This window comes from Mycobacterium sp. NPDC050853 (assembly GCF_040653875.1).
Classification (GTDB): domain Bacteria; phylum Actinomycetota; class Actinomycetes; order Mycobacteriales; family Mycobacteriaceae; genus Mycobacterium.
This window is the reverse complement of the sequence record NZ_JBFAGW010000009.1, coordinates 116331-128180: the sequence shown is the minus strand read 5'-3', so window position 1 is coordinate 128180 and position 11850 is coordinate 116331. Positions and strand designations below refer to the sequence as shown.

Genomic DNA, 11850 nt, shown 5'->3' with positions numbered 1-11850 from the left:
GGCCTAGGCTGCTGACATGTTGCGCGCCGGAATCGTCGTCACAGGCACGGAGGTCCTCACCGGGCGGGTGGCCGATGCGAACGGGCCGTGGCTTTCCGAACGTCTACGAGAAGTGGGAGTGGACGTAGCGCATATCTGTGTATGCGGAGACCGCAAAGACGATCTGACCGCACAGCTGACATTCCTCGCCGGTCAAGGTGTCGACCTCATCGTCACATCCGGGGGCCTGGGGCCGACGGCCGACGATATGACCCTGCCAACCGTGGCCGAATTTGCTGGTACCACACTGGTTTTCGATGCCAACCTGGAAACTTCCATCATGGATCGGCTACGGCCGATGGCGAACCGCTGGGAGAACGTCGACTGGGACGCGTTGCATGTCGGCATCGCGAAACAAGCACTCGTTCCGGCGCAGGGGGAGGTGCTCGATCCGGTAGGCACTGCACCGGGCGCGGTCATGCGCGCCGGCGGGGTAGTCATCGTGGTGCTACCCGGACCACCGCATGAGCTCCAGCGAATGTGGCCGTCGGCCGTCGGCTCCGAGCCCTTCCGCGTGCTCGTGGGGGACGATGCCGCAGCCATCGAACAGACGACTCTGCGCCTGTACGGCATCACCGAGCCGGATATCGCCGAGACTCTGCGCCTGGCCGAAGGCGAATTGGGAAACCTTGCTGCACTGGAGATCACGACGTGCCTGCGACGCAGCGAGGTGGAGGTGGTCACCCGATTCGAACCGTCCGACCGCCCGCAGTGGGACCGTCTCTACAAGTTCATCGAGACACGGCACGGCTCGGCCCTGTTCTCTTCAGACGGTACGACTGTCGACGAACTGGTGGCCGGACTTCTGCACGGTAGGCGCCTGGCCGTTGCGGAGTCATGTACCGCGGGACTGTTGGGGGCACGGATCGCCGATGTGCCAGGTTCCTCGGATTACTTCCTGGGCGGTGTCATCAGTTACGCCAACGATGTCAAAATTGGCCAACTGCACGTAGATCCACAGTTACTCGCGAGCCATGGCGCGGTGTCGCCGCAAGTCGCCGAGGCCATGACGGACGGCGCACTGACGACGTTGGCCGCCGATATCGCGGTCTCGACGACGGGTGTTGCCGGGCCCGGCGGTGGAACACCGGAGAAACCCGTGGGCACGGTGTGCTTCTGCGCCAAGACCGCGACCGGGGAGAAGGCCGAGCTCCGGGTCGTTATCCCGGGAAATCGCAACCAGATTCGTGAGCGTGCCACCACTGTCGCGCTACATCTACTGCGCCGGCTGTTGCAGGGCAGTCCTACTCCGTAAAGGGGGCGGCCTTGACCAGGAGCGGAAACGCCGCGTAGCGGGTCAGCCACGCCGCGCGGCCCTTCGGTACCGCGGCACCCTCTGCCGCCCAGGCTTTGAGCATGTGCCGCTTGAATTCCAGACGAGGGTGCCGCCGCAGCAGCTCCTCCACCCATGCGGGCTCGAGGTCCGACAACCGCAGCCCGAAAACATCCGTTCCTGCGCCCGCCGACACAAATCCTCCTGCGTCTGAAAGGTTTTCGCTGGCACCCAGGGTGATATGTGCAGCGATCGCCGCACCCACCGCCTGGGCACGGTCCTCGCCGACCCCTTGGTCCCGCACGAATCGGGCGGCACGCTCACCGCCGACCACGGCGAAGCATCGCCCCGGCGTCGGATGCTCAAGCTGTAGATCGTGCAACAAGCTCGCGACGTAAACCAGCTCGTCATCGACCTCTACGCCGTCCAATGCGGCAAGCGCCTTTCCGAAAAAGTAGGTGCGGTAGGAGTGCTCAAGCACATGCGGAGTTACAGAGTCGCGCGCCTCCTGCTCCGCTGCAAACGCAAGTGCGGAATCGGGCACCGCGATCGGCCCGAATTTCACTCGCCTCTGGCCACGGCGGCCTACCCGGGTCTTGACGGCATCGCCGACCATTCCGGGCAGCGCGCGAAACAAGCGTCCGAACAGTACCCGTCGCTGGGCTGTCGAGACCTCTCCGCCGGTCCGGGTCGCCCACTGCCAGTCCAAGTCGATCGTCATCACCACCTCAGTCAAGGCCGATGCACCGGAAACAGCCAGTGGCAGAAATGCCACAGGTACTCGGATTCATGCCATAGTGAGGCATGGGCACCAAGACGGTGGCGACACTCGCGCTCGACGGAGTCATCACCTATGACCTGGCGTGCGCCGTGCAGATGTTCCGGCGAGGACCGGGGCGCGCCGGGCAACCCGATGGTTTCGACCTGGTGACGTGCGGTCACCGGCCCGGAACCGTCTGGACGCCAGATGGTTTCGCCCTAGAGGTGGAACAGGGCATCGACGCGCTAGAGACCGCGGATATCGTCGTCGTACCCGCGCGGGCTCCACATGACCATCCGCCGCCGGACGATGTGTTGAACGCGCTGGTGAGCGCGCACCAACGCGGCGCCGTGGTGTTCAGCATCTGCCTGGGTGCGTTCGTTCTCGCTGCGGCGGGCCTGCTGGATGGACGCCCCGCCACCACACATTGGGAGTACTGCGACGATATGCGCAGGCTCTATCCGCTGGTCGATCTGCGACCCGAGGCGCTGTACGTGGACGATGGGGACATCCTCACGTCGGCGGGACTGTCCGCGGGCATGGACCTGTGCCTGCATGTCGTGCGACGCGAGCTGGGCGCCGCCGTGGCATCCGATTTGGCCCGCTGGAACGTGATGGCACCGCACCGAGATGGTGGCCAGGCGCAGTTCATCCCGCCCACCAAGAGCTCTCACGATTCCGGCGGCCTCGGTCCGACGCTGAGCTGGGCGGCCGAGCACATCGCCGATATCGACGATGTGTCCTCACTCGCGCGGCACGCGCATCTGAGTCTCCGCACGTTCAACAGGCGCTTCGGCGAGGAGGTGGGGACCACGCCTAAGCGGTGGCTCGACGCGCAGCGCGCCACCCGCGCACGCGAACTGCTGGAGAACACCGAAATGACCATGGAATCCATTGCGACACAATGCGGTTTTGGCAGTGTTACGGCCATGCGGACGCATCTACGGAAGGTCACCGCGACAACGCCGAGCGCCTACCGCCGGGCGTTCCGACGGTAGGCGGTTCGTGGTCAGCGCACGACGTGTGGCATCAGAGCGTTGGGCGGAATGACACCGAAGCGGCCCGCCTGATAATCCTCCACCGCCTGAATCAGCTCAGCCTTCGTGTTCATCACGAATGGCCCGTAGGCGACCACACGCTCACGGATGGGTCGGCCACCCAGCAGTAGCACTTCCATCGCCGGGCGATTTCCGTCCTGACCCGCATTGGCCTGCACCGTAATCCGATCGCCGGGCCCTAGTACGGCGAGCTGCCCCTGCTCGATCGGATGCCCCAGCGCGCCGACCGAACCACGTCCGGAAAGCACGTAGACGAGCGCGTTGAACTCCCGGTTCCAGGGCACGTTTATCCCGGCCCCGGGTTCAATAGTCGCGTGCGCCAGGGTGATTGGTGTGTGCGTACTTCCCGGACCGTGATACGGGCCGATGCCTCCGGCGATGATCCGCACCAGGGCGCCGCCGTCGGGCGAGCTCACCAGTGTGGTTTCCGTTCCCTCGATCGACTGGTAGGCGGGGGTCAGGAACTTGTCGCGCGCAGGCAGGTTGACCCAGAGCTGGATGCCATGGAATATTCCGCCGCTCTCCACCAATTCTGCTGGGGGAGTTTCGATATGCAGGATTCCCGATCCGGCCGTCATCCACTGGGTGGCACCGTCGTGAATGAGGCCGCCGCCGCCATGGGAATCCTGGTGCGCGAATCTCCCGTCAATCATGTAGGTGACCGTTTCGAAGCCGCGGTGCGGATGCCAATCAGTCCCGCGCGGCTCACCCGGTTCATAATCGACTTCACCCATTTGGTCCATGTGGATGAATGGATCCAACTCTGCGGACGGCACGCCGCCGAAGGCACGCACGACGGGGAAGCCTTCCCCCTCGTATCCCCGGGACCCAGTGGTGATCGACCGCACCGGACGTTCGGTATCAGCGGGTTCGGGCGTAGGGATGCGCGGCAGGGTCAGGGTGTCGGCGGTAATAGCTGGCATGAGAACCTCCTCGTGGTTGTTCCGATACCTACTTAACCGGACTGCAGTCCGCTTTATTCCGGCGACTGAACGGGCGCGCTTTGATGCTCGGCGAGAGCAGTTGTCGCCGCAGCCGACACCGTCGCACCGGCGGCCCTCAGCGGCTCGGGACTGCGCAGCGCCCGGCTCAGGACGAAGGCGCCCTCCAGGCTGGTGATGAACCCCAGAATGAGGCTCCGGCACACCTCATGCGGGAGACCCGATCCGGCGATGCGTTCGGCCCCCCGGTCGATCCAGTCCGTGAATACGTCGGCCGTGGCGAGTCGCAGCGTTTCGTTCGTGCTCGCCACCTCCAGTGCGATGGTGGCGATCGGGCAGGCATCGGCGTAGTCGGTGGCGATGAGATTGTCGGCCGCGGCCGCGAATGCGGCACGGATGGTGGACGGTAGATCGGGGCCGACTTCATCGAAGATCGCCAGCACCAGGTCCCGATACATCGCACCCGAGGTCCGGATGGCCTCGTCAGCTAGCTGCGCCTTACCTCCGGGAAAGAAGTGGTAAATCGACCCGAAGGGCGCGCCCGCGCTCTGCGCGATCTGCTTGAGCCCGGTACCGGTCATGCCCTGTCGGCGGAACAACTCACAGGTGGCGTCGACGATGCGGTCGCGTGTGTCGGCGGGCATGGTGCGTCCTTCCGGAGACTCTTGTGTCTGATCCAAGGGCATTGTACGGTCCAACTAGAACGATCTATCAAGTTCGATCCTGCGACCGCGAAGGAACACGGCGATGGACAAAGCGCTCAAGTACCTGGCAATCCTGACCGGTGTGATCTGTCTGGCCATCGGCCTGTATCACCTCATCGGCGGCGCAGAAACGGTCATCGGCGGGGGAGACATCACCGCGAGCACCGACAGCCAGGAGAGATTCTTCGCCGGGCTGTTCGCCGTCTACGGTGCGACTTGGATCTGGGTTGCCCGCCAGTCGCCCATCCCCGGCGTCGCCATCCGGTTCCTGGCAGCCGGACTACTGGTGGGCGGGCTCGGCCGGGTGGCCTCCCTGATCGATAGGGGACAGCCGCACTCGTTCTGGATCGTCATGCTCGCCGTCGAAATTGCCATTCCCGCACTATTTTTCGCCATCGCAGGGGCCGACGAGAAGGCGAATTCGGTTCAATCGGGGGCCGCACCGCGGTAGCAAAACCAATACGCGAGTTCAGATTTCGCGAACCGCTAGAGTGCGTACTACCGACAGCAGTTGCGCATACTCAGGTATTTCAGGAGGAATCTATGCGGTTCACCTTCGCCGAGGCGATGACCGATCCGTCGTACTACATCCCGTTGGCTCAGGCAGCCGAGGCGGCCGGGTACCACGGCATGACCATCGCCGACAGCCTGGCCTATCCCTACGAATCGGATGCGAAGTATCCGTACACACCCGATGGGAACCGCGAATTCCTCGAAGACAAACCGTTTATCGAAGCGCTCACGCTGACGGCGGCACTCGGTGCGGTGACCTCGACACTCCGGTTCAACATCTTTGTCCTCAAGTTGCCGATCCGGCCGCCGGCGCTGGTGGCCAAGCAGGCTTCGTCCATCGCCGCCCTGACCGGCAACCGACTCGGCCTGGGCGTGGGGACGAGCCCCTGGCCCGAGGATTACGAGCTCATGAACGTGCCGTTCGCCAAGCGCGGCAAACGTATGGACGAGTGCATCGAGATCATTCAAGGACTCACCACCGGCGACTATTTCGAGTTCCACGGCGAGTTCTACGACATTCCCAAGACCAAGATGTGCCCGGCGCCCACACAGCCGATTCCGATCCTCATCGGTGGACATGCCGATGCCGCACTGCGGCGCGCCGCGCGCTGTGACGGCTGGATGCACGGCGGCGGCACCGAGGATCTTGACGAGCTGTTGGCCAAGCTCAACCGGTTCCGCGCGGAGGACGGTACGGCCGACAAGCCGTTCGAAGTCCATGTCATCTCTCTCGACGGATTCACGGTCGACGGTGTGAAGCGCTTGGAGGACAAGGGCGTAACAGATGTCATCGTCGGCTTCCGCATTCCGTACATCGTGGGGTCGGACACCGAGCCACTGGATACCAAGATCAAGAACCTGGAGAGCTTCGCCGAGCGCGTCATCTCCAAGGTCTGATTCCGCGAGCAGACGCTTGTTGCACGCTCCACCCGGCGTTTCTGTGCAATAAGCGTCTGCTCGCCGGAAACAACGTTGACAGTTATTCAACGCGAGCGTTAAATATCAACCATCGGGTACTCCTACTGAGAACGAGGTGGTTCGGATATGAGCACACGTCCAAGCTTTGCGTCGGCGGTCGTCTATCAGGATCCGTCGGCAGCGCTGGATTGGCTGGAGAAGGCCTTCGGATTCGAACGATCCATGGTCATCACCGACAGCGAGGGCAAACTGGAACATTCCGAAATGCGTTTCGGCGATTGCTATCTCATGGTGGGATCGGAGTGGGACGAGACCGTGGCCAGCCCCAAATCCGTGGGCGGACGGTGTACCCAGTCGATCCATGTGCACCTCGACGAAGATGTCGACGCGCACTGTGAGCAGGCGCAATCCGCCGGTGCCGAGATCCTCATGCCGCCCACCGACCAGTTCTACGGTGACCGTGTGTACCGTGCCCGCGATCCCGAGGGTCACGTGTGGGCATTCGCGCAGACCATGCGGGCCGTGTCGCGTGAGGACGCCGAGAAGGCCAGCGGCCTGAAGATCGAGGGCTGGATTTGACGCGGCCCTTAATGCCGCCCGCAAGCATAGATCGCACACTCGCCGCGCTGGCAGATCCGAATCGACGAAAAATCGTTGAGGCGCTTCGGGATCGGCCGTGCCGTGCGGGGGAGATCGCGCAGGTCGTCGGCCTGAGCCCGGCGGCACTCAGCAGGCACCTACGCACCCTCAAGGCCAGCGAGCTGGTCCAGGAATCCCACCCCGAGTTCGACGCACGTGTGCGCATCTACACCCTGCGGCCCGCTCCCATGGCAGAACTGAAGGCATGGATCGACCAGATCGAGAAGCTTTGGGCCACCCAGCTGGTGGCCTTCAAAGATCACATCGAGCGACAGTCTGACCGATGACTTCACGCATCCTGGTTTCACTGCGTGTCCGGGCCACCCCGCGGCACGCCTTCGACGTATTCGTCAACGACATCGGTCTCTGGTGGCAGCCCAGCGCACTGTTCGGCTTCACCAGACGCAGCCGCGGCACGCTCGCGTTCGAGCCCGAGCCGGGCGGCCGCTTCACCGAGTCCTATCCGGACGGGTCCCAGTTCGAGATCGGCATGGTGACGACCTGGGAGCCTGGATCCCGACTGGGATTCACGTGGCGGCAGGAGAGCTTCGTCGACGATCAGATTACCAATGTCGAGGTGCGCTTCGAGTCGGTGAGAGACGAAACCCGAGTCACCGTAGAGCATCTCGGCTGGGAGACGGTGCCAGTGGACAACGCCGCTCGGCATTCCTTCCCCGATGGGGTGTTCCTGCTGCGTCACGGCGAATGGTGGCAGCAGCTGCTCGAGTCGCTGCGCACTCAGATCACCGATCACTGATCTGCGCCGCCAGCCATGGCAGCGCGTCCGAGAATGTTCGGCTGGCGAACTGCCAGGTGTGCCCGCTGATCATCTGGTGGACCGAGCAGGAGATCTGCACCTGCTGCGCGGCCGCGCACAGGTCCGCCGAGGCACCGTCCCGATCGTCATCGGTCACCTCGTCGTGCCCACCGATCCCGGTCGGGGTGTCGGCCGTCGGTCGTTTGGCACCGCCGGGCTTCTTGCTCCCGGCTGGCGGTATGGCGTCTTCGAACCATCCCGTCACACCCGTATACGGCCCGTGCTTGGCCATCACGGTGCGCGGGTCGAAGGCATCCCAACGGGCGGCGTCGCCGCCATAAAGTCGCTCGATCGTCTGTTCCTTGGTTCCGGCGGTGGGGCCGTGGTCACCGGCGATATCGACAAAAGTGGAGAACAGATTCGGGTGCATCACGGTTAGGTCGATGGCACATGTGCCGCCCATCGACCAGCCGACAACACCCCAGTTGGCAGGGTCCGCCGACGCCCCGAACTGCGAAACCACATAGGGGCGAACGTCTTCGGTGAGGTGATCGGCGGCATTGCCGCGCGGCCCGTTGACGCATTCGGTGTCGTTGTTGAAGCTGCCAGCGACATCGACGAACACGAATACAGGCGCCTGCCCACCATGGGACTTGGCGTATTCGTCGATCATCTGGGTGGCGTTACCGGTGCGGACCCAGTCAGCCGGGGTATTGAACTCGCCGGCGATCATCATGACCACCGGTAGCCGCGGCGGGGTGTCACCGGCGAACCAGGCCGGCGGTAGGTAGACGTATTCGCCGCGATGTGCGAATCCGCTCGCGTCCCCGGGAACGTCCACCTGAACGAGCTTGCCGGTCGTCGGGTGTGAATTACGCAGTCCCGCAAGCTCACTGATATCGGTTTCACCGGGAAGCGGCCCAGCGGTGATCGCCCCCCAGGCAGCCTGCACGGTGGGGTAGTAACCCACCCAGCGATTCAGTGACACGAGCGCCGCCAGCAGCGTGAGGGAGATGGCGAGCAGCGATACGCCACGCCGCCACCACCGTGCGCCGCGAAAGCCGAGGATGGCGACGGCGAGCGCGCTGACAAACACACCGATCCATACCCACAGCGCGAACGGCGCCGGGTCCGATGCCAGCCCTTCGGAGTTCGTGTATATCCACGCCGCGAGGGCGCCGAGCGCGCCGACGACTGCGCTGACGGGTACCCACAGCAGACGCCAGCGCCGGGTCCGCCAGCCGATGACCACCAGCAGGGCAACGATCGCCAGCACCTGGACGGTGACGGGAAACCAGCCACCGAGTGCCGAGACGCCGTGGCTGAACTGATGAAAATCGTTCGCGGGCAGCTGCGGTATCGGCGTGGGTACCGTCGGCGGTGGGGGCGTCGGGGTTGTGGTCGGTGGCACGCAAACATTGTGATGAGGTTTCCTGGGAGCAACCTGGACACCCCTTTACGAGACAGGCGGGACACCACGGCCATGACCGAGAGCTATCTGTCGGATGAGGCGATCGCGGGCCTCTCCGCGTCCGAGCGAAAAGACCTGATTCAAAGGCTGGAACGCCCGCTCAGCGAGGTGGCACCGCCGAATCTGGCGAGGTTTCGCACGCTACGGCTGGGTTTGATGATCGGAGGCGCGATCACATTGATCCCGTGGATCACCTATCTGGCGTTCACGCTGCCGGAAAACTACGTGGCACAGCGGTGGACGGCGACGTGGGTCGGGTTCGACATCCTGCTGGTGACATTCATGGCGGCCACCGCGGTGCTGGGTCTCCTGCGACGCCAATTGCTGGTGCTGACCGCGTTCACCACCGGCGTGCTACTGATCTGCGACGCATGGTTCGACGTGATGACGGCGGGCCCGTCGGAGCTGCGGTGGGCGATCCTGGCCGCAGTGCTCGCCGAGCTGCCGCTCGCCGTGGTGATGATCCGAGGGGCGTTACTGATCACGCGGTTGACGATGACGCGGCTGTGGGTCATCGACCCGGAAATGGCGCTCTGGCGGGTGCCGTTACTGCCCTAGCAGGTCACCAGCAGTGGGCGAACCCGTCGCAGTACTGCGGGAACCGATCGACGGGCACGTCGAGCGGTGCCACGAACTGCAGGCTGAAAGGCTTCTTCGTCATCCCCGGCGGACCGCCGCATACCGCGCTGTGGATGGTGGTGTGCACGCCGGTCAGGGTCTCGTCGTTGAAGACGTACTTGTCCTGGGTGGGTGCGAAAGTCCCGTCCGGGCAGGTCATGCCCTGCGGCCGGGGGTGTAGGAACGTCCATTGGTCATCGACGAGCTTGGCCGGGATGGAGTAGTTCTGGAGCTTATCGCCGTGTTTGAGGATGTCGGGCGTCGAGCTGGTGACGGTCAGCGTGCAGCCATCGGCCTGGATGGTGGGGTCGGTGTAGTCGGACTGTATGCGGGTACCTGAGGCCTGGACACAGACAGCGGACATCTTCCAGGCAACCTGGCCAAGGCCTTCCTCGATCATCCGGTAGGTGCCGTCCGCAGGGGGAGCAACGGCCGCCGCGGGGCCGGCGAATCCGACTCCGATCGCGATTCCGACGACGGAAACCATCAGCAGGCGGACTAGGCGCACGGTCATGCGGTCAAGTATCGCAATGCGGTGGACCCGCCATAGCGCAACCTCAGTCATTAGACGCGGCGTCCAATGCGGCCGCGACCAGATCGGCCACGGCACTCATACCGTCGTCGGTGGGGTGCAGCGGAGCCGCACGCCACGGCCAGGGGATTCCGGGGCGCGTCGTCCAGGGCTCATCTGACCAGGCGTGATGACCAACACTGGCCGCCGATACGCGCACTATCTCGCAGTCGGCGGAGTGAGCGGCCGCCGCGGTGGCGGCGGCAAGTTCCGCGGCGATATGACGACCGAAATCGGCCTCGGCTTCCGTGTATGGCGGCGCGGGCTCACCCTCCGGCGGCAGCAGCGCAAGGTAATCGACGAAAAGCACCCTGGCATGTGGTGCCCTGGTGCGCACCTGCTCACCGACGGCACGCAGGGATTCACCGACCGCGGCCAGCGCCGCCTCCCGCTGCCCGGTATCCAGGACACCGCGCAATGGCCCGCCAATCACCGGCGCGGCTCGGAGGAAGCGCGGCAGGCATGCCGCCATCAGGAACGGCACATAGCCGACGTCGTTTCCTCCGATGGTGACGGTCACCAACTCCTCGGTGCCGTCGAGCGCATCGATTTGCGGTGCAGCAGTGTGCTGCGGGTCGGTCAGGATATGTGCCGTGGTTGCGCCGGAGTAGGTGACGTCAACCAGCTGATATCCCGTGCGCTCGGCAACTTGGTGCGGGTAATTGCGGGTCGAGCGGCCCGCGAGCCGGGGTGAGCCCGGTGCTCGCGGCATGATGCCCGGCCCCGCCGCCATCGAACTTCCCAATGCCGCATACCGTCCCGCCATACGCCAAGCTTATCGGCGGGCCAAGCCCGCGAGCCTGCGCAGTGAAGAGCTCACTCCACGTGGTCTTGGATCGTCCAACCGCAGTACTGGCCACCCCCGCTCGGCGGCCATGACGGCGAGCCGGCCGCGTGGGTTGACCGGGCACGGTTCGCCGACAAGAGACATCAGATCGATGTCCTCTTCGCCGTCCGCATAGAAGTAACTGCGTTGTAAATCAACATCATTGGATTCACAGAATAATGCGACCGCGGTCGCCTTATTGCGCCCCCACACGATTGGCTTGCGGATGCCACCGGTGAGCAATCCGTGGTCGTCGAGGTCGAAGTGATTGCACAGCACATGGGTTATCCCGAGGTGGCGCGCCACTGGTTCGGCGTGAATGGTCAGCGCCGATGAACTGACCACCACGGTGTGGCCCAGCTCCTGATGTGCCCGCACAAGCTCGCGCATGTGCGGGTAGATCATCGAGGCATTGTGCTGGTGAAAGATTCGTTGGCCGACGGCTTCGAGTTCCGCTAGCGAGTCTCCGCGCAGGTATCCGGCCGCACGCACCACTAAGCGCTCGAATTCCATGCGGCCCAGCTTGTACCGGAAGGTGGCCTCCAGAACTCCGAGAACTTCGCCGATACCGGCCTGCCCGCGACGCATCCGATCACGAGCATGTGCGGTCGGGGTGAATCCGGCCACGAGGGTGCCATCCAGGTCGAAAAATGCTCCGACCTGCGGCCCGGTGGGGCTGATCGCACTATCGGCTGCCGGATCAGCTGCCGAGCTCACCGTCATGTGGGCCAATCTACCGTTGCATGGCACGACCGCCGGCTA

At 64.3% G+C, this 11850-nt stretch carries 15 protein-coding genes; 8 read left to right on the top strand and 7 right to left on the bottom strand.

The features are described from left to right. The first annotated feature begins 16 nt into the window (after positions 1-16). Positions 17-1294: a competence/damage-inducible protein A gene (locus tag AB0H22_RS23000; protein WP_358149271.1), complete on the top strand. Its 1278-nt coding sequence runs from the start codon at positions 17-19 to the stop codon at positions 1292-1294. Here AB0H22_RS23000 and AB0H22_RS22995 read toward each other — a convergent pair. Beyond that, positions 1284-2033: an HD domain-containing protein gene (locus AB0H22_RS22995; RefSeq protein ID WP_358149269.1), complete on the bottom strand. Its 750-nt coding sequence runs from the start codon at positions 2031-2033 to the stop codon at positions 1284-1286. The two genes, AB0H22_RS23000 and AB0H22_RS22995, sit on opposite strands and share 11 nt — an antisense overlap. 83 nt (positions 2034-2116) lie before the next feature. Between AB0H22_RS22995 and AB0H22_RS22990 the strand changes: the two genes are divergently transcribed. Then, positions 2117-3070, top strand: a complete 954-nt coding sequence (locus AB0H22_RS22990; protein ID WP_358149266.1) for a helix-turn-helix domain-containing protein — start codon at positions 2117-2119, stop codon at positions 3068-3070. 11 nt (positions 3071-3081) lie between these two features. On the opposite strand, the gene AB0H22_RS22985 is transcribed toward AB0H22_RS22990, so the two are convergent. After that, entirely contained in the window at positions 3082-4053 is a 972-nt protein-coding gene (locus tag AB0H22_RS22985; RefSeq protein WP_358149264.1) for a pirin family protein, read from the bottom strand. 53 nt (positions 4054-4106) lie between these two features. Then, a complete protein-coding gene (locus tag AB0H22_RS22980; RefSeq protein WP_358149261.1) occupies positions 4107-4715 on the bottom strand; it encodes a TetR/AcrR family transcriptional regulator in 609 nt (202 codons plus the stop codon). Positions 4716-4818: 103 nt separating this feature from the next. Between AB0H22_RS22980 and AB0H22_RS22975 the strand changes: the two genes are divergently transcribed. The 5 genes from AB0H22_RS22975 (at position 4819) to AB0H22_RS22955 (ending at position 7602) form a co-directional block, all read left to right on the top strand. Further along, a complete protein-coding gene (locus tag AB0H22_RS22975; protein WP_358149257.1) occupies positions 4819-5226 on the top strand; it encodes a DUF4345 domain-containing protein in 408 nt (135 codons plus the stop codon). A gap of 92 nt (positions 5227-5318) precedes the next feature. Beyond that, complete coding sequence (locus tag AB0H22_RS22970) at positions 5319-6185, top strand: LLM class flavin-dependent oxidoreductase (RefSeq protein WP_358149255.1); 867 nt, start codon at positions 5319-5321, stop codon at positions 6183-6185. A 147-nt stretch (positions 6186-6332) separates the two neighbouring features. Further along, on the top strand, positions 6333-6785 hold the full coding sequence (locus AB0H22_RS22965; RefSeq protein WP_180750159.1) for a VOC family protein: 453 nt from the start codon (positions 6333-6335) through the stop codon (positions 6783-6785). An 11-nt stretch (positions 6786-6796) separates the two neighbouring features. Continuing rightward, positions 6797-7132: a metalloregulator ArsR/SmtB family transcription factor gene (locus tag AB0H22_RS22960; protein WP_180750160.1), complete on the top strand. Its 336-nt coding sequence runs from the start codon at positions 6797-6799 to the stop codon at positions 7130-7132. Continuing rightward, positions 7129-7602, top strand: coding sequence for an SRPBCC domain-containing protein (locus AB0H22_RS22955; RefSeq protein WP_358149251.1), 474 nt, complete (start codon positions 7129-7131; stop codon positions 7600-7602). The genes AB0H22_RS22960 and AB0H22_RS22955 overlap by 4 nt, the downstream gene beginning before the upstream one ends. Here AB0H22_RS22955 and AB0H22_RS22950 read toward each other — a convergent pair. After that, on the bottom strand, positions 7589-9013 hold the full coding sequence (locus AB0H22_RS22950) for an alpha/beta hydrolase-fold protein (RefSeq protein WP_358149249.1): 1425 nt from the start codon (positions 9011-9013) through the stop codon (positions 7589-7591). The two genes, AB0H22_RS22955 and AB0H22_RS22950, sit on opposite strands and share 14 nt — an antisense overlap. 72 nt (positions 9014-9085) lie before the next feature. Between AB0H22_RS22950 and AB0H22_RS22945 the strand changes: the two genes are divergently transcribed. Next, positions 9086-9631, top strand: coding sequence for a hypothetical protein (locus AB0H22_RS22945; RefSeq protein ID WP_358149246.1), 546 nt, complete (start codon positions 9086-9088; stop codon positions 9629-9631). A 4-nt stretch (positions 9632-9635) separates the two neighbouring features. Here AB0H22_RS22945 and AB0H22_RS22940 read toward each other — a convergent pair whose 3' ends face one another. From AB0H22_RS22940 to AB0H22_RS22930, 3 genes are all read right to left on the bottom strand, one after another. Beyond that, on the bottom strand, positions 9636-10178 hold the full coding sequence (locus AB0H22_RS22940) for a hypothetical protein (RefSeq protein WP_180750373.1): 543 nt from the start codon (positions 10176-10178) through the stop codon (positions 9636-9638). Positions 10179-10248: 70 nt separating this feature from the next. Further along, on the bottom strand, positions 10249-11028 hold the full coding sequence (locus AB0H22_RS22935; protein ID WP_358149244.1) for an SGNH/GDSL hydrolase family protein: 780 nt from the start codon (positions 11026-11028) through the stop codon (positions 10249-10251). 9 nt (positions 11029-11037) lie between these two features. Further along, positions 11038-11811, bottom strand: coding sequence for an HAD-IB family hydrolase (locus tag AB0H22_RS22930; protein ID WP_358149241.1), 774 nt, complete (start codon positions 11809-11811; stop codon positions 11038-11040). Positions 11812-11850: the final 39 nt, after the last annotated feature.